Annotated in this window: 15 protein-coding genes; 9 read left to right on the top strand and 6 right to left on the bottom strand. The window is 73.0% G+C overall.

All coding sequences use genetic code 11. From position 1 onward, the window contains the following. The first annotated feature begins 100 nt into the window (after positions 1–100). The 4 genes from ABD361_RS13880 (at position 101) to ABD361_RS13865 (ending at position 4,014) form a co-directional block, all read left to right on the top strand. Positions 101–1,153: an AfsR/SARP family transcriptional regulator gene (locus tag ABD361_RS13880; RefSeq protein WP_344435422.1), complete on the top strand. Its 1,053-nt coding sequence runs from the start codon at positions 101–103 to the stop codon at positions 1,151–1,153. Beyond that, positions 1,150–1,839 carry a DUF6585 family protein gene (locus ABD361_RS13875; protein WP_344435421.1) on the top strand — a complete coding sequence of 230 codons (690 nt, stop codon included), beginning with the start codon at positions 1,150–1,152 and terminating at the stop codon, positions 1,837–1,839. The genes ABD361_RS13880 and ABD361_RS13875 overlap by 4 nt, the downstream gene beginning before the upstream one ends. 117 nt (positions 1,840–1,956) lie before the next feature. Next, complete coding sequence (locus tag ABD361_RS13870; RefSeq protein ID WP_344435420.1) at positions 1,957–2,718, top strand: cutinase family protein; 762 nt, start codon at positions 1,957–1,959, stop codon at positions 2,716–2,718. Between the two features lie 87 nt (positions 2,719–2,805). Further along, positions 2,806–4,014 carry a PP2C family protein-serine/threonine phosphatase gene (locus ABD361_RS13865; protein WP_344435419.1) on the top strand — a complete coding sequence of 403 codons (1,209 nt, stop codon included), beginning with the start codon at positions 2,806–2,808 and terminating at the stop codon, positions 4,012–4,014. Positions 4,015–4,071: 57 nt separating this feature from the next. Here ABD361_RS13865 and ABD361_RS13860 read toward each other — a convergent pair whose 3' ends face one another. From ABD361_RS13860 to ABD361_RS13840, 5 genes are read right to left on the bottom strand one after another with little or no spacing between them, the layout of a single operon-like run. Continuing rightward, a complete protein-coding gene (locus ABD361_RS13860; protein WP_344435418.1) occupies positions 4,072–5,430 on the bottom strand; it encodes an MDR family MFS transporter in 1,359 nt (452 codons plus the stop codon). Next, positions 5,430–6,749: an FAD-dependent monooxygenase gene (locus ABD361_RS13855; protein WP_344435417.1), complete on the bottom strand. Its 1,320-nt coding sequence runs from the start codon at positions 6,747–6,749 to the stop codon at positions 5,430–5,432. The genes ABD361_RS13860 and ABD361_RS13855 overlap by 1 nt, the downstream gene beginning before the upstream one ends. Then, entirely contained in the window at positions 6,746–8,086 is a 1,341-nt protein-coding gene (locus ABD361_RS13850; RefSeq protein ID WP_344435416.1) for a cytochrome P450, read from the bottom strand. The genes ABD361_RS13855 and ABD361_RS13850 overlap by 4 nt, the downstream gene beginning before the upstream one ends. Beyond that, positions 8,083–8,967, bottom strand: a complete 885-nt coding sequence (locus tag ABD361_RS13845) for an SAM-dependent methyltransferase (protein WP_344435415.1) — start codon at positions 8,965–8,967, stop codon at positions 8,083–8,085. The genes ABD361_RS13850 and ABD361_RS13845 overlap by 4 nt, the downstream gene beginning before the upstream one ends. Next, on the bottom strand, positions 8,957–10,945 hold the full coding sequence (locus ABD361_RS13840) for a prenyltransferase/squalene oxidase repeat-containing protein (protein WP_344435414.1): 1,989 nt from the start codon (positions 10,943–10,945) through the stop codon (positions 8,957–8,959). Before ABD361_RS13840 ends, ABD361_RS13845 begins: the two co-directional genes overlap by 11 nt. 350 nt (positions 10,946–11,295) lie before the next feature. On the opposite strand from ABD361_RS13840, the gene ABD361_RS13835 reads away from it, so the two are divergent. Next, complete coding sequence (locus ABD361_RS13835) at positions 11,296–12,402, top strand: polyprenyl synthetase family protein (protein ID WP_344435413.1); 1,107 nt, start codon at positions 11,296–11,298, stop codon at positions 12,400–12,402. A 66-nt stretch (positions 12,403–12,468) separates the two neighbouring features. On the opposite strand, the gene ABD361_RS13830 is transcribed toward ABD361_RS13835, so the two are convergent. Next, positions 12,469–13,686, bottom strand: coding sequence for a GNAT family N-acetyltransferase (locus ABD361_RS13830; RefSeq protein ID WP_344435673.1), 1,218 nt, complete (start codon positions 13,684–13,686; stop codon positions 12,469–12,471). Between the two features lie 278 nt (positions 13,687–13,964). On the opposite strand from ABD361_RS13830, the gene ABD361_RS13825 reads away from it, so the two are divergent. Genes ABD361_RS13825 through ABD361_RS13810 form a run of 4 tightly spaced genes read left to right on the top strand, consistent with a single transcriptional unit; the run spans position 13,965 to position 17,183 of the window. Further along, entirely contained in the window at positions 13,965–14,297 is a 333-nt protein-coding gene (locus ABD361_RS13825) for a hypothetical protein (protein ID WP_344435412.1), read from the top strand. 15 nt (positions 14,298–14,312) lie between these two features. Continuing rightward, positions 14,313–15,422, top strand: coding sequence for a M14 family metallopeptidase (locus ABD361_RS13820; protein WP_344435411.1), 1,110 nt, complete (start codon positions 14,313–14,315; stop codon positions 15,420–15,422). Positions 15,423–15,433: 11 nt separating this feature from the next. After that, positions 15,434–16,936, top strand: a complete 1,503-nt coding sequence (locus ABD361_RS13815; RefSeq protein ID WP_344435410.1) for a hypothetical protein — start codon at positions 15,434–15,436, stop codon at positions 16,934–16,936. A 4-nt stretch (positions 16,937–16,940) separates the two neighbouring features. Further along, complete coding sequence (locus ABD361_RS13810) at positions 16,941–17,183, top strand: hypothetical protein (RefSeq protein ID WP_344435409.1); 243 nt, start codon at positions 16,941–16,943, stop codon at positions 17,181–17,183. The last annotated feature ends 234 nt before the right edge of the window (positions 17,184–17,417 follow it).

Raw genomic sequence — 17,417 nt, 5'->3', positions numbered from 1 at the left:
CGGCCGCAAACGGCCGGTGGCATGGCCTGTCCGCTGCGCGGACACGGGACGAGCGTCGACGGCATCCGCCGCGGGAAGCGGCCCGACCCGGGGAGCCACGTTGCCGATCACCAGAACGACCGCACTCGGACGCCAGGAGCGCGACGTCCTCTACGCGGTCGGCTGCGGTCTGCGGGACGACGAGATCGCCGCCGCCCTCGCCCTCGACGAGGAGGCCGTGGCCGGGCACCTCGCGCGGATCATGGCCGCCCTGGGGCTGCGCGACCGTGCCGCCGCCATCGTCCACGCGTTCGACATCGGCCTGGTGGCCCCCGGCCGCGGTCCCCGCAGACAGCCGCTCAACCCGCTGCCCGCGGCCGCCGGCCACCGCGGGCCCGGGCCGCGGTTACGGATCTCGGTGCTCGGCCCGCTGCGGGCGTGGCGCGACGGCCAGCCCCTGGACCTGGGGCACCTGCGCCAGCAGGCCGTCCTGGCGGCGCTGGCCCTGTGCCAGGGCCGGACGGTCAGCCGGCAGGAGCTGCTCGACGGGGTGTGGGGGCAGGAGCCGCCGAGCACGAACGTGGTGCCGGTGTACGTCTACCGGCTGCGCAAGGCCCTGCACACGGCAGGCGGCCCGGACGCGGTGATCGCGCGCGACCGCAGCGGCTACCGGCTGCTGCCCGGCGCGGTCGCCGTGGACGTGGCCCGCATGGAGGAACTGGTCACGGCGGCCGGCGCGGCCGAGCGCGCGGGCGACCTGACGGCGGCGGTCCGGTCCTGTGCCCGGGCCCTGGAGCTGTTCCGCGGGGAGCCCCTGGCCGGCCAGCCGGGGCCGTTCGCCGAGCTGGAACGGCTGCGGCTGACCGAGCGCCGCGTCGTCCTCGTCCAGCGCAAGCTCGACTGGCAGCTGCGGCTGGGGCAGCACTGCGAGGCGATCGCCGAGCTGTCGGCACTGGCCGTGGCGCAGCCCCTGAACGAACCGGTCGCCGCGATGCTGATGCGTGCGCTGTACCTCGGCGGCCGGCAGGCCGACGCGCTGACCGTCTACGACCGCACGCGCCGCCGGCTGGCCGGCGAGCTGGGGGTCTCGCCGGGCCCGTTGCTGCGGCAGACGCACCGCACGATCCTGCGCGGGGACGACGTCCGCCCCGGCCTGACCGGTACCACGCGGTGACCGGCCCGGTACGGCCCACGCGCGCCGAGGAGTTGCTGCTGGCGAGGATCACGGCGGCGGCCGGCCGCGAGCACCTCGGCAAGCGGCGCAGCACCTGGACGGGGGCCGTGCGCCCCGCGCGCCCCAAGGGCTTGTGGGGCCAGGGGATCGGCGTCCTGCTGGCCCTCGCCCAACGCCTCGGACCCTGCGCCGCCGAGGTGCGCGACGAGGCGCGGCTGGACCTGTACGAGAACGGGATGACGGTCGCCGTCGAAGGCCGCATCCATGTCGTCCGCTACGACACCACGTCGGTGTTCCGGACGGGGGCCGCCTCGCACGCGCTCACCGGCGTCGAGGGTGAGCGGATCGTCCTGCGCGTCGCTCCCGCGCAGGACGACGTACCGCCATGGTGGGCCGAAGTCGAGCGGGGGGTCATCCGCGCCCGGCTCCCCCGGGCGCTGGCCGCCCTCGGCAGGGGCGAGCGCCTGGCCTTCGGCGGCGTCCGGCTCACCCGGGAGGGGATCGGGTGCGGGGACGTGCGCGCACCGTGGCCGCAGGTCCGCGGCCTGCGGATCCGGCAGGGCGCCCTCGTGCTCGACACCGCCGACGGAGCCTCGCACGCGCTGGACGCCGCCCCGGCCGGGATCCCGAACCTCTTCGTCCTGCGCGCGCTCGTCGAGCGCCTCGGGCAGGAGGGCGAGCGCTGAACTCCCGGTCATTTCATCGCGATGTCAACGCCCGTCCCTAACGTCGAAGCGCTTCACAGCAGTTCTGTGTCGCCCATTCCGTGTCGTCTCGACCGCAGCAGCAGGAGGAGCACAGCGATGTCCTTGTTCCGGGCCCTGACCCGCAGATGGCGCAAGACGATCGTCGCCGGGGCGGCCACGGTCATGACGGCGGCCGCCGCACCGGCCGTCGCCCACGCGGATCCGGTGCACCACTACTACCTGGAGGTGGGCGGTACGGGCTCGGGGGCGCCCGCGCCCGACTGCACCCGCAGCTACCAGTTCGCCAACAAGCACCTCGACGGCGGCATTCCGGTTCCGGTGTGCTACCCGGCGAGCGCCGGCCCCTGGCTCAACGGCCGCAACCAGTTCCCCGATCCGAGCGCGCCGGCCTTCGACGCCAGCGTCCGCGAGGGCTACCGCAATCTGCTGGCCGCTGCCGAGGACACCCACCGCCGCGACCCGAACGCCCGCCTGACCCTCGTCGGCTACTCCCAGGGCGCGCAGGTGGCCGACATGGTGCTCCAGGCGATAGCCGGCGGCGCCACCGGCATCCCCCGCTCGCTGGTCGACGGCAAGCTCTACGCCGACCCGATGCAGCCGGGCACCGGCATCTGGGCGAAGCTGCCCAAGGGCTGGAGCGCCCTGGGCTTCACCTCCCCCGGCCCCGGCCCGGAGAAGTTCGACGGCATCCCGGTGCAGCGCTTCTGCATCCGCACCGACGGGGTGTGCGACGCGACGGCACTGACGTCCGTCCTCGGCTTCCTCGCCCAGCACCCCAAGTACTGGCAGGACGGCGACGTCATGACCCGGACCATCGGCAAGGACGGCGGCGACGGGGTCGTCTGGTACGAGTCCTGACCGCTCGGCGGCCGGCGGCCGGGCGCCCGTCCCGACGTGAGAGACGCCGGGATCGGTGTGAGACTGGGTACGGAAGGGGTGATCCCCGTGCCGGACCCGTCGCGCGCGTCCGCCGGTCCCGACACCGCCGTCGACGAGAACCTGCTGGAGGAGCTGATCGTCGAGGCGCAGACGGCCCTGCCGGTCGAGCTGCCGGGCCTGGCGGACCGGTGTGCCATGGCCCTCGGCCTGGACTCCGCGCTGATCTACCTCGTCGACCTGCAGCAAGAGCTGCTCGTCCCCCTCGACGAGGCCATGGAATCGCTGCCGGTGGACCGTTCGCTGGCCGGCTGGGCGTACCGCACGCTCTCCCCGCGCGTGGACGACGCCGACGCCGGCCTGATCGTCTGGCTGCCCCTGGTCGACGGTGCGGAGCGGCTGGGCGTGCTGGCGGTGCGGACCACCGCACTCGACGGGGTGCGGATGCGGCGCAGCCGCATGCTGGCCTATCTGTTCGGCATGCTGATCACGTCCAAGCGCGCCTACAGCGACTGGCTCGCCGCCCGCGCCCGCACCGTGCCCATGCGGTTGCCCGCCGAGATGCTGCGGGCCTTCCTGCCGTCCCACACCATCGGCAGCGCCAGATGCGTCTCGACCGCGGTCCTGGAGCCGGCGTACGAGGTCGCCGGCGACGCCTTCGACCACGCGGTGATCAAGGACCTGCTGCACACCATGATCCTCGACTCCATGGGGCACGATCTGGCCTCCGGCCTGACCACGTCGGTCGCCATGGCGGCGGCACGCAACGCCCGCCGCGGCGGCGGCGACCTGGCCGACGTCGTCGACGCCGTCGACCGGGCGCTCGCCGAGTGGCTGCCCGACCACTTCTGCACCGGGGTGCTGTGCCGGCTCGACGCGGTGACCGGGGTCCTGCGCTGGGTGAACTGCGGTCATCCGCCGCCGCTGCTGATCCGTGCCGAGCGGGTGCTCCACGGGGCGCTGGACAGCACCCCGCAACCGCCGATCGGCCTGGCCGACCACCTCGCCCCGGCGACCCGGGAGGTCCACGAGACCACGCTGGAACCGGGCGACTGCGTCCTGCTGTACACCGACGGTGTCGTGGAGGCCCGCGACGCGGACGACGCGGAGTTCGGCCTCGACCGGTTCACCGACTTCATCATCCGCTCCTCCTCCGCAGGACAGCGCCCGGCGGAGGTCCTGCGGCTGCTCATCCACGCCATCCTCGACTACCAGCGCAACAAACTGCGGGACGACGCGACCATCCTGCTCTTCGAATGGCGCCCGCAGTACCAGTGATAGGCCCGGCCGGCGTGATGAACGCCCTCGGGCTCACCCTCGCCGTCGACGAACAGGTCAACGGTCCAGGGGTTCCTCACGCATCGTGAGTGCCAGGACGAAGGCGACCGCCATGAAGGGCACGGTCCAGCCGAAGACGGTGTGGAAGGCCGCCGCGGCCTCCGCCGGGCCCGGCCGCGGGGCGGGGAGCCCGGCGGCGAGGATCGCGCCGAAGAGGGCGGTCCCGAAGGCGCCGCCGAGCGTGCGGCAGAAGTTCAGTACGGCGGTCGCCGCGCCCACGTCCTCGTACCCGGCGCTGTTCTGGCCTGCCAGCAGGGCGACCTGGACGAAGAAGCCGAGGCCCACGCCGGCGACCGCCAGCGGGACGACGAGCCACAGCGCTGCCGTGTGCGGCCCGGCGCGGCTGACGAGCGCCATCGCCCCGCCGGCGAGCACAGCGCCCGCGACCGGGTACGCCTTGTACCGTCCTGTCCTCGCGATGACGGGCCCCGACAGTGCCGCGGCGGCCACGATGCCGAGCAGCATCGGAATGACGTACAACCCTGCCCGGAAGGCCGACTTGTGCTGCACGAGCTGCAGGAACGTCGGCACGTAGAGCATGGCGGCGAACATCACCATCCCGACGATCAGGTACTGCGCCGCTGCCAGGGCGAAGACCGGACGGCGGAAGAGCCGTGGCGGCGTGATCGGCTCGGCCGCGCGGGGCTCGACGACCACGAACAGCACCAGGGTCACGGCCCCCAGAGCGATCAGTCCGAGGACGGCGGGCGAGCTCCACGCGTAGCGGTGCCCGCCCCAGGTGGTGACCAGCACGACGGATGTGGTGAACACGGATATCACCAGCGCCCCCAGGACGTCCGGCCGGCCGCCGGGATCCACCGGCCGCGGCAGCCGGAGCCGCAGCGCGACGGCCGCGAGGGCGACGGCGCCGATCGGCAGGTTGACGTAGAAGATCCAGCGCCACGACAGCCCGTCGGCGAACGCCCCGCCCAGCAGCGGCCCGGCGACGAGGGCGAGCGCGGCCACCATGCCCAGGAGTGCCTGGTGGCGGGCCCGTTGCCGCGGTGCCGCCAGGTCGCCGGTGATGGCCATCACGAGCGAGGTGATGCTGCCGCCGCCGATGCCCTGCAGGGCACGGCTCAGGGAGAGGTCCAGCACGCTGCCCGCGGTGGCGCTCAGCAGCGAGCCGCACAGGAAGACCGCGAGGGAGAACTGGAAGATCCCCTTGCGCCCGTACATGTCGCCGAGCCTGCCGAAGACCAGTGTGGTCACGGCACTTGTGAGCAGGTAGGAGGTGGCGATCCACGAGACGTCGGTGGTGGTGCCGTGCAGGTCCCCGGCGATCGACGGCAGGGCGGTCGTCACGATCGTCTGGTCCAGGTTCGCGACGAACAACGCCAGCATCAGGGGCAGCATCACCACCATGGTGTGTCCGCAGGCGAAGGGTGCTCCGGATGGCTGCGGTTGCGGCACATCCACCACAACCAGGCCGCGTACTCGGCACAGGCCCGGCCCCGGGCGCGCCACGCGGGGTGCCCCTCGCGTACGGCGAGGCGCTCGCCCAGGGCGCGTACGGCGACGTGCAGGACGGCACCGGTCAGGGCCGTCGTCCGGTGCTCCTCGGCACACAGCACCCGCATCATGCGTTCGCGTTCGCCGGCGCTGTCCCGCAGGACGGCGTACATGCTCCTGCGCAGCTCGGCCGTGGTCCGGCCGGGGTCGCAGAAGATGCGGTGCAGGGCCGCGGCGAGGTGTTCGCCCGCGCGGCCCGCCGCCTGCCGGTGGCGTCCGTGCAGGGCGATGCTCCTGGTGCAGGCGAGGCATTCGGCGTCCCGCAGCGCGAAGGTCAGTCCGGACGCCGTGAGCGGGTGGCAGGCGCCGACGGCGTCGCCCACCAGGGCGTACGGGCCGCGGCCGTGGAAGCTGCGCGGGCGCAGCCGGTTGGCCGCCCACTGGACGCCGCCGTGCCGCAGCGCGTCCCGCAAGGCGTCGGCCATCTCCCGCGGGAGCAGGTGGGCGTAGGACCGGTGCAGGAAGGTCAGCAGCGGACCGGAGCGGAGCGGCAGCAAGGGGACGTCGAACATCAGCCGTACCGTGCCCGGCGCGATCCGGTACGCAAGGACCGGGCCGGGGCCGCCCGCGAAGAGGTGGCCGTAGCCCTCGGTCGGCAGCGGCACATCGTGGATCAGCACCCCGGCCGTGCGCGAGACGGTCGTCGGCGCGGCGGGGGCGGGGCGCAGCAGGCGCCGTACGAGGGACGTCTGCCCCTCCGCGCCGACGACACGTCGCACCCGGGCGCGCCGTGGGGGTTCGCCGGCCGCCTGGGTGTACGTGACGGTGGTGTGCTCGACGGACCGGACGCGGCAGCCGAGGGCCAGGGTGACGGCCGGGTGGGCGGACGCCGTGGCGCGCAGGGCCGTGACCAGGTCCTCGTGCCGGACGGCGGCGGCCCGCCGGCCGTCGGGGCAGGGCAGGGTGATGGGCGCACCGCCGTCCTCGGGGTGCAGGACGAAGCCCAGGGCGGGGGTCGTCCGGGCCGGCGGCAGGTCGACGCCCAGCCGGTGCAGGGCGTCGAGCCCGCACGGGTGGATCCATTCCCCGGCGAGGCGTGCCGGAGGCCGGTGCGCCGCCTCCAGCAGCAGCACGCCGAGGCCGCGTCGCGCGTGGGCGAGGGCCGCCGCGCAGCCCGCGGGCCCTGCGCCGATGACGGCGACGTCGTAGGCGTCCGGTTTCATGGCTTCCTGCGGCGGTACCGCAGCAGGCAGGGCCGGCGGGGCGGGGTGAACATCGACAGGCGGGCCGGACGGACGTCGGGCTCGGCGAGTTCGAGGTCGAAGTCGCGCAGCAGGACGCTCCAGAAGACTTTGATCGCCTGTTGGGCGAAGGGCATTCCCGGGCAGAGATGGCGTCCTCCGCCGAAGCCGATCAGTGGGCTGGGGGTGGTGCGGTGTTCCGCACGGCAGGCGTAGCGGTCGAGGTCGTAAGTGTGCGGGTCGCTGAAGACCTGGGGCAGCCGGTGGGCGGCCGCCGGGGACACGATCACCATGTGGTCGCGCGGCACCCGGTGGCCGCCGATGTCGACGTCCTCGGCGACATTGCGCGGAATGGAGTGGGCGGGCGGGTGCAGGCGTTCCGCCTCCAGTACGCCGTGTCCCAGCCACTCCATCTTCTGCAGCAGTTGCAGGGTCGGCGTGGCCGAATCGGCGAAGAGCGCGTCTTGTTCGGCGCGGACGACGGACAGCCACCGGGGATGCCGGAGCAGGAGGATGCCCGTCCACGCGGATTGGGTGGAGGTGGTGCCGTAGCCGCCGAACAGCAGGCCCAGGATGATGGCGGCAGCGGCGTCCTCATCGGTTGTGGTGCCGTCCGGCCTGGGTGTGCCGACGATGGTCTCGAACAGGCCGTGGTCGACACCACGGGGACGGTCGCCGGGCGCGATCTCCTTGATCGTCCGGGTGAGGGCGTCCCGGGCGCGGTCCCGTCGGCGGTAGGCCGGCAGCGGTGCCCCGGGGGCGATCGCGAAGGACAGGTGGAGGGCGGAGCCCAGGTGCCCCAGCAGGTCGGGCAGGGCCGGCCCCGCGACCCGTGCGTACCGGGGCCCGATCAGGCAGTGGGCGGCCATGAGCGCGGTCACTTCGCGGGCGGCCGTGAGGATGTCGGTCTCCCCGCGGCGGCCCCAGGCCGCGGTGTACTGCTCGGCCTGTTGGTACATGGTCGTCACGTGCTGGGCCATGGCCTCGCGCCGCAGGACCGGGCGGGTGACCTTCTTGTGCCAGGCGAGAAGTTCCGGGGGTTCGTCGAAGAGGTGCCCCTCGCCGAAGACCGGGATGAGGCGGAAGTGCATGTACTGGCGGTTGAGTTCGCTGCCGTCGTGCCCGAGGACGGCAGCGATGAGCTGCGGGCTGCAGAAGGAGGCGACCTTGGTGCCCAGGACCGTGAAGGCGATGGCCTCCCCCAGAGCGGCGTGCTGGCGCAGCAGGAATTGCGCGGGGTTGCGGAGATAGGGCACGGCGTGACCGATCAGAGGAAGGCCGCCCGGCACGGCGGGCAGCTCCCGGGCCGTGGCCGTCACGGCTCCTCCTGCGTGCGGCGTGCGTGCCAGTAGCCGATGAAGAAATCGCCGCTGCGGGCGCCCGCGCACGCCGCGCGGGCGCCGTCGGTCATCATGCGCAGCACGGGCGGCAGCTGGTCGCGGGGCGGCAGCTCCGCGGTCAGCTTCTCGAGCAGGTCCCAGTTCGGCGCCCAGTCGCCGAGGTCCCGGCCGTCGCTGACGTGGATGTCCGTGAATCCTGCCGCCGCGAGGCCCTGCCGGAGCTCGTCCAGTGTCGCCAGGGCGGCCAGGCCGTGGGTCCGGCAGATGGTCTCGGCGACCTCGTCCGCCTGCGGCCCCGCGGCACGCATCCAGTCGTAGCCGGTCCACACCCCGCCGGAACGCAGTACACGAGCGACCTCGCGGTGGGCGCGGTGCTTGTCCGGTACGTGGCACAGTGCTTCGAAGCTGTAGGCGGCGGTGAAGACCGAGTCGTCGAAGGGCAGGGCGGTGGCATCGGCGACACGGAAGGAGACCCTGCCCTCGAGCCCCCGCTTGCGGGCGTTGTCCTGCGCTTCACGGACCCGGTCGGCCACCAGGTCGACCCCGGTCACCCGCGCGCCGGTGTGGGCGGCGATGGTGCAGGCGGGGCCGCCGACGCCGGAGCAGAGGTCGAGCACGTACGAGTCGGCCGTGATCCCGGCGCGGTCGGCCAGGTCCTTCTCGTGGGCCTCCGTCGCCTCCTCGCGGCTCTGTCCCGGGCCGTAGCAGGCCATGTGCTGGGAGGGGCCCCAGCTCTCCCGGTAGACGTCCCCGACCAGGGCGTAGTACTGCTCCACCATCGCAGTGGAATCGTCGCGGCGGTGCCGGGGGTCGGCGACCAGGGCCTGGAACTGTGCTGTCGCATCGATTTCAGTGCTCATGCCGCTCCCTGTGGTGTGCCGGACGTGCGCGGTCCGGGGCGAGTGGGGTGACCGCCCGGAGGTAGCGGCCCAGGGCCAGGGCCGGGAAGTAGGCGGAATACAGCCGGTAGGTGAGCATCATGGTGGTGAAGAAGACACCGTTGACATGGTCGCCGCTCCAGGAGCCGTCAGGCCGTTGGGCGGCGCACAGCCAGCGGATCCCGCCGGTGACGCACGGGTGTTGGGGACCGAGCGCGTCCAGTCCGGCCAGCACGGCCCAGCTGGTCATCTCGGGCAGGCCGTGGTCGAGCGCGATGTAGCGGCGTTCGATGCAGCTGCGCCAGTCCTCGCCCCATCCCCCGTCCGCCAGCTGCGCCGCGACCAGCCAGTGCCCCAGGGCGCGCAGGGCCGGATCGCCGGGCGGGGTGCCCGCCGCGCGCAGGCCGCGGGCGGCGTGGAAGGCCGCGTAGGTGTAGTTGATGCCCCACGAGCCGGCGAAGGAGCCGTCGGAATTCTGGGCGGAGCGCAGGAAGGCGGCGCCCCGCTCGACGGCCGCGCCGGCCCTCCGTCGCGCGGTGGGGGGAAGGTGTGCGCGCATCCGGGCCAGGGCGGTGAGCGCGGAGCCGGTGCACTCCACGGACGACGAGTCGACCATGCAGGTGGAGAACATCTCCGTCGGGTTGAGCGCCTCCAGCCATCGGCCGGCGCGCCTGCGGTCGAGCGTGCCGAAGCCGCCGTCGCGGTTCTGCCGGTCGAGGAGGAGGTCCAGGGCCCCGGGGAGGGACCACTGCGGGAGAGCGCCGGGGATTTCGGTCGTCCGTGCGCCCAGCAGGGCGTTGACGGCTTCTGCCGTGCAGTCGCCGACCGGCCAGCGGCTGTCGCCGTCGGAGAACGCCCAGCCGCCGATCACCGCGCGCCGGGGCGGTACCGGTCCCGGGTAGGTGGTGATCTGGGCGGCACACAGATAGTGGGAGGCCCGGAGGACCGCCCGGTGCGGGGGCTCCCCCGATGCCAGGAGTGCGTTCACGGCGAAGGACGTGTCCCACACCGTGGAGCGGTCACCGCAGATGCGCACCCCGTTCTTCTCGTCCGCCCAGCGCCAGTACTCCAGCCGTGCCACCGCCGCGTCGAGCAAGGGGTGATGCCGGTCGTGCGCGAACAGCACGAGGCACTCCACCAGCGCGTTCACCGAGGACAGGCCGTGCACCGGCGACGCGTGCTGCTCGTCGACGACGGCGCGGTGGCAGCGTTCCAGGGCGGCGCGGCGCAGCCGGCGGCTGTGCACGCGCTCCCAGCCGCGCAGGCACCGCTGGAGGGCGCGCAGGAGCCGGCCGCGCGGGACGACGACGTCGGGACCGGGGCGGACGGCCGCCGGGGCCGGGGTTGCGGGGAACAGTTCGCTGCGGAGTTCGCCGGCCAGCGGCCCCAGGTCGGCGCGGAACCGTGCACCGTAGAGGTAGCTCATGGCCTGATACAGCATGCGGGTCCAGCCGAGGAGCCGTTCCGGGTGGAGCGGAACCCACCGGGGAAGCAGCATGGCCTCCGGGGGGAATGGGGCCACTTCGCGGTAGGGGACCACACCGCACACCGCCAGCCAGAACCTCCCCCACTGCGGAACGCACCGCGCACCGCCCGGCTGTGTGCCGAGCCACTTCCTGGCGCCGGCGGTCAGCGGATCACCGGGGCCCAGGCCGAGCAGGCGCAGCGCCACGTACGCAAGCAGTGTGGCGTACGGGGAAGGCGGTGCTGCAGGGTGCATGCCCCAACCGCCCTCCGGTGTACGCGTGTTACGGAAGTGGGTGACCATCCCCTGCCGTGACGTCTCGTCGGGCGGCCGCTCCAGTACCCGCAGGACGATGACGTACTGGGAGAGGACGGTGGTGTTCCACTCCATCTCGCCCTCCCAGGACCCGTCGTCGCGTTGAAGCGACAGGAGGCGCGCGCAAGCGGCGTCGTAGGCAGCACGTACGTCGTCCGGAACGGCATCATGGGCGTTCATCGAGAGGCGCTCCTCGGCGAGAGCGAGAAAGTGCAATGCCGTGCGCGGGAGCCGGTGCCGGGTGTGCCGCGGCCCTGCGTACCGAACGCACGTCCCGGCTCGCCCCCGATAGTGATGCATGACCGCTTTGCCCGGACGAGGAACCGCCGTTCATCCGGTCAGGTGGTAAATAGGCCTGACCGTGCGGTGGGTGTGCGAGCGGTTCGGGCCACGTCCAGCGGGCGTGACAAGGGGCCGGAGCCTCGCCGCGGTGGCCTGTGCGCGTGACCGGAAGGCTTCTGGCCGGGCATGGCGGGACGCCACATGCTGGGGACGCACCTCGGACCGCGCCTGCTGAGAGGTGGGGATCGGTGGACGACACCGTGGCAACGGGTTTCCTGCGGGATGCGACGACGAGCGGGGACGAGGTTCGTGCCTGCCTGGACGACTTCCTGGCGGCGAAGGCCTTCGGTGCCGCCGAGCAGTGCCTGCCGGTCGAGATCGTTCACGTCCTGCGCGACTTCGTCTGCGACGGCGGCAAGCTCGTCCGGCCCGAGCTGTGCCTGATCGGCTGGTGCGCCGCAGCCGGCGGTGTGCCGGCCCCGGCCCCGGTGGTACGGGCCGCCGCCTCGCTGGAGCTGTTCCACGCCTTCGCCCTCATCCACGACGACATCATGGATCGCTCGTCCACCCGCCGCGGCCGGCCGTCCCTCCACCGGCTCCTGGCGGACCGCTACGCAGCCGGCCGGGACGCCGCCGACGCCGGCCATCTGGGGACGAGTGCGGCGATCCTGGCCGGCGACCTGGCCCTGGCCTGGTCGGACGAACTGCTCCACAGTGCCGGCCTCACCGCCGACCGGCTCCTGTGCGTGCTGCCGATGGTCGATGCCATGCGCGAACAGGTGATGTACGGGCAGTACCTCGACATCACCGCCCAGGGCTCCGCGGAACCGGGGAGCCCGCAGGCCGATGCCGCCCTGCGCATTGCGCGCTACAAGACCGGCACCTACACCTGCGAAGTCCCTCTGTGCGTCGGGGCGACGCTGGCCGGGGCCCCGGACGGCGTGCTTAAGGCGCTGGCCGCCTTCGCCCGTCCTCTGGGCGAAGCGTTCCAGCTGCGCGACGACCTGCTGGGCGTCTTCGGCGACCCCGCCACCACCGGCAAGCCGGTACTGGACGACCTGCGGGAAGGCCGGCACACCGTCCTGCTCGCGCTGGCCTGGCAGCGGGCCGACCCGCCGGCGCGTGCCGTCCTGCGCGCCGTGGTCGGCACGGGCGAGATCACGGAGGAGGAGGCACGGGGCGTACGGCACGTCCTGGCCGCCACCGGTGCCCGCGACGAAGTCGAGCAGATGATCGCGGCCCGCCGCCATCAGGCCCAGGATGCCCTCCGGCAGGCGCAGTTGCCCGCAGCAGTGGCTGCCCGGCTGGCACGCGTTGCGGACGCGGCCACCCGCTTGCCGACCGCCCGGCCGTAGAGAACTCCCGCAACCGGCCGCCGGAAGGCGGCATGGCGCCGGCATGCTGGTGCTGCGAGCGCGCGGTCAGAACCAGTGCAGGCAGTGCGGAGTGCGCTCGGCGCGGAAGAGGGCGTCGGCGAGGGCGGCCGCCCCCGGGTGGTGGGCCCGTATGTGTCCGGCACGTACGAGCGTGCTGGGGGCGGTGCCGCCGAGGTAGACCGAGCCCAGGTCGCGTACGTCCAGGGAGAGGTCGGGCTCGCGGTCCGTCGGGACGCACTCGGCCTTGCCGTCGCGGACGGTCAGCAGGTAGCGGCCGTGCTGGCCGAGGAACGGGTCGTCGACGTCGAGGACGAGCTCGCCGTCGGTGAACCAGCCGCGCGCGGTCAGCGCACGCGGGACGTCCAGCAGCCGCACCCAGAGCCAGTCCGCGACCTCGTTCACCTGGCCGGCGCGGAAGTCCGCAAGCTGCCAGCGCAGCGGGTGCTCGAGCGGGAGCCGCTTGAACACGACCTGGGTGACCAGGTCGTGTCCGAGCACGAACCGGGCCAGGGCCGTGAAGACGGCGTCGTCGGTGGCGATGACCTCGTCGACCGTCAGGGTCCCGGACTCGACCGCGTAGCTGGCGTACCCGTCCGGGACGCCCTCGGCGTCCCGGTGGACGGCGACGTAGCGGGGTGCCGGGGAGACGGGGGGCTGCCCCGCGCCCAGGGCCCACCAGCGGTGCGGCCGGGACAGCGCGCCGGGCTGGGCGCGGCGGTACCGGTCGTAGACGTCTTCCAGGATCCCGCCGCACTCGGCACGCCGCAGCAGCTCGACCGAACCGGTGTCCGCGCCGGCCGTCCCGCGCGCCCGCGGCAGGGCGAGGGCGGCCCGGTGGCGCGGCACCGTCAGCCGTTGCGCGTAGGTCGCCGGTCCGTAGCCGAACCTGCCGTAGATCGTGGCCTCGGCGGCCAGCAGTACGGAGAGGAACTCCCCACGGGACCGCAGCTCACCGAGCTGATGCCGCATCATCGCGCGCAGCACGCCCTGGCGCCGGTGCGAGGGCAGGACACCGACGGTGGTCACCCCGGCAACCGGGGTGAGGATCTCACCGGGCAGGGTGAGCTCGAAGGAGAGCGCACCGGCGGTACCGACGGGCCGCCCGTCCGCCGCCGTGGCGAGCAGGCAGCGGTCCATTTCGAGCGCCGCCCACCACACCCCGCTGCCGTCCTCGGCCGGGGTTTCCGGGAAGCGCCCGAACGCGGCATGAAGTGTGTCGACGAAGACGTCGAGATCCTTGTCGGTCGTCGGACGGATCTCCATTGCTGCCACGGCCTCCCCGGGATGCCGGCACCACATCGCGCGGCGCCCCGCCACAGTGCAGCCCGGACCCCGCCGCCCGGTCAAACGATTTTGCGGCTCGCCCGCGGCCGGGCAGGGGAAGACGGCATCGCACCAGCGTAGGCATGCCCCCGGGGACCCGGCAAACGCGCACAACTGGGTTTTGGTTGCGGGCGATAACAGCATCCCGTAACGCTTGACACCACACCCGTCACAGGGCGCACGGTGAGAACAGAGAGACCAGTGAGGGATGTGAGGCCATGCCCTCCGACGACAGCCACCATGACAAGCATGACAAGATCCTGCGCGTCCGCGTGACCGCGAAGGACGCGGAGACGCTCCGTGCCCTCCTGCGCGACGAGCGCCCTGATGTCGGCGGCCGTCCCCGCACCGCTGCGGACGGCAGCGTCGGCATCGACGCCTACGTGCCCGCGGAGAAGGCCGCGGCGCTGGAGCACCCGGGGGTGACCGTGAGGGTGGTGGCCGATGCCACTGCCACGGGCAAGGCCCGCCAGGCCGAGGTCGGGGAGGGCGACCGGTTCGCCGACCCCTCGGCCGTGCCGCGCGGGCTGGGCGACAAGGTCGAGGACTGATCCGGTGAGGTTCCCATGCCGGCCAACGCGAAGTACTTCAACACCACCGAGGTCGACTCGGCCGTGGTCCGCCTGGCAGGCGCGTACCCGGAGCTGAGCCGGCTCGTCACACTTCCCGAGCCGTCGGTCGAGGGCGTGACATATCACGCCCTCGAAGTCGGTTCCAGCCCTGACGGGAGCAGGGACTGCGTCGTTCTGACGGGCGGGGTGCACGCCCGGGAGTGGGGCAGCTGCGAGGTCCTCGTCCACTTGGCGGCCGACCTCCTGGAGGCGTACCAGCGCGGCACCGGGCTCGCCTACGGCGGCGCGCGGTTCGACGCGGCGCAGGTACGGACGCTGCTGGACGGGTTGTCCCTCGTCGTCTTCCCGCTCGTCAACCCCGACGGCCGCCACTACAGCCAGACCGCCGACCCGATGTGGCGGAAGAACCGCAACCCCGCCCACGAGAGCGGTGGTCCGGCCTGCGTCGGCGTCGACATCAACCGCAACTTCGACTTCCTCTTCGACTTCGCCACCGCCTTCGCCCCGGACGCCGGGGTCCGGGTCTCCGACGACCCGTGCGACTACCAGACCTACCAGGGCCCGCACGCGTTCTCCGAGCCCGAGACGCGCAACGTCCGCTGGCTGCTGGATGCCTACCCGGGCACGCGGTGGTTCGTCGACGTGCACAGCTATTCCGAGGACATGCTCTACATCTGGGGCGACGACGAGAACCAGTCGACCGTCCCCACCCAGCACTTCCGCAACCACTCCTTCGACGGGAAGCGCGGCCTGCCCCACGACACCACATACGGGGAGTACATCCCGAAGGCAGACGCCGACACCGCCCTCGAACTGGCCGAGGAGTTCTGCGCAGGGCTGCACGGCGTCCGCGGGGCCACGTACAAGCCGATGTCCGGCTTCCACCTGTACCCGACCTGCGGGACCAGCGACGACTACGCCTACTCCCGGCACATCGTCGACGACAGCAAAGGCAAGATCCTCGCCTTCACCATCGAGTGGGGCAAGGAGGACCCGGCCTCGGACGCCGCGAGCTTCCACCCGCCGTGGGCGGAGATGGCGAGGATCATCAAGGACGTCGACGCAGGGCTGGTCCAGTTCTGCCTGGCCGCGCTGAAGACCTGAAGGTGTTTCCCATGGGCGCTACGAAGATCGTGGCCACGAACGACGCCGCCATGCGGCACAAGGGGTACACGGAGGCGGGCCTGACGCACGTACGCGACGCCGTCACCGCCCTGGCCGAGGCCGACCGGGGCCGTGGCGTCGACACCACCGTGGTCGACATCGGCAGTCCGGACGACATGGCCCGCTACGGTGCCCCCGCGGTGACGGACCCCGCCGACGCCCGGCAGAACAAGGACGCCGTCGACGCCGTCTGCCACGCGGCAGGCCCCGACTACCTGATGCTCCTGGGGAGCCACGACGTCATCCCCCATGTCCGGCTGAAGAACCACGCGCCCGACGACGACCCGGTCGTCCCCAGCGACCTGCCGTACGCCTGCGAGACCCCGTACGCGGCCGGCGGGCAGGAGCCGGGCCGGTACACCGGGCCCAGCCGCGTCGTGGGCCGCCTGCCCGACGTGACCGGCGGGCACGACCCGGCCTACCTGACCGGTCTCCTCGGGCGCGCCGCTGCCGCCGCACCCGCGGACCGCGCGCGGTACCAGGGCTACTTCGGGCTCTCCGCCGCCGTGTGGGAGAAGTCGACGCGCGAGAACCTCGCGACCCTCTTCGGTGATGCCTCCGCCCTGCACCTGGTTCCGCCCGGCGGATCACCCTGGCAGCCCGGTCCCCTCGCCACCAGGAGCCACTTCGTCAACTGCCACGGCGCAGCCAGGGACCCCCAGTGGTACGGGCAGGGCCCCGCCGGCTACTCCGTGGCCCTGAAGGCCGGCGACGTCGACCAGCACCTCACCGCCGGGACGGTCCTGGCGGCCGAGTGCTGCTACGGGGCCGAGCTCTACCCGCCTCCGACCGCCCCGCACCTGCCGCTGTGCAACACCTACCTCGGCAGCGGCGCCCTCGTCTTCTTCGGCAGCACGACCATCGCGTACGGGCCCGCCGACAGCTGCGACCAGGCCGACCTCATCACCCAGTACCTCGTCCGGGAGCTCCTCCAGGGCCAGTCCTGCGGCTACGCGGCGCTCAAGGCGCGGCTGGACTACGTGAAGCTCAAGGCCCGACTCGACCCGGTGGACCTCAAGACCCTCGCGCAGTTCGTCCTCCTCGGCGACCCCTCGGTCAAGCCGGTGCAGGCCGCTGCCAGACTCGTCGCCGGGACGGACCCGGGCGCCGCCAGGACCGAACGCCGCCGCGAGGCCCGGCTCGTCGCCCACGTGCTGCAGCAGTCCGTCTCCGTACCGGAGCCCCTCCCCGACGCCGAGCGCGACCCCGCGCTCACCTCCCGCCTGCGCGAGGTCGCCGAGCGGCACGACCTGCCGCCGACCGCCTCCGTGTCCTCGTTCGCCGAAGTCTGGAAGCACGAGGGCGAGGCGCACAGGACCTTCGGGCAGCCGCCCCGCCAGCACCTCCTGCACGCCCAGCGCGACCCCGGCGCGCCGGTGCGCACCGACGTCGTCGTGGTCGTCCGCGAACAGGACGGCGCCCTCGTGTCCGTGGACGAGTACGAGGCCCGGTGACCCGGTGACGACGAGGCGACTGCGCGGCCGGCTCTCCTACGAGCGCGTCGACGTGGGCTCCAAGAGCGAACGCGACGCGCTCGTCCTGCACACCGGCGAGCACGACTACGTGGTGCGGCTGCCGGGCACGAACCCCTTCGAGGCGAGCGAGGTGGGCCACCTCGCCGGCCGCGTGGTGGAGGCCGAGGGCGAGGTCGACCGGCAGTACTTCTTCGTCACCGACTGGACCGTCGAGGACGAGCATTGAGAGCACCCGCGTCCCACGCGTACCCCGGCACTACCTGCCCTGGTCGGACAGGGTGCCGGCGGCAGGACCGGCACCCGTCCCGCTCGATCCACCACTTCTTCCCCGGTGGCAAGCAGCAACTGGCGGAGGACGCGATCCGCACGGCCGGCGCCGCGTACGGCCACATGGTGCTGGCGCTGCTGGACAGCGTCCCGGACCCGGTCGACTCCGTCGTGCACGCCTGGTCCGGCTGTG

This window comes from Streptomyces luteosporeus, from assembly GCF_039532865.1.
GTDB lineage: Bacteria > Actinomycetota > Actinomycetes > Streptomycetales > Streptomycetaceae > Streptomyces > Streptomyces luteosporeus.
This window is presented reverse-complemented; position numbering and strand designations above follow the sequence as displayed.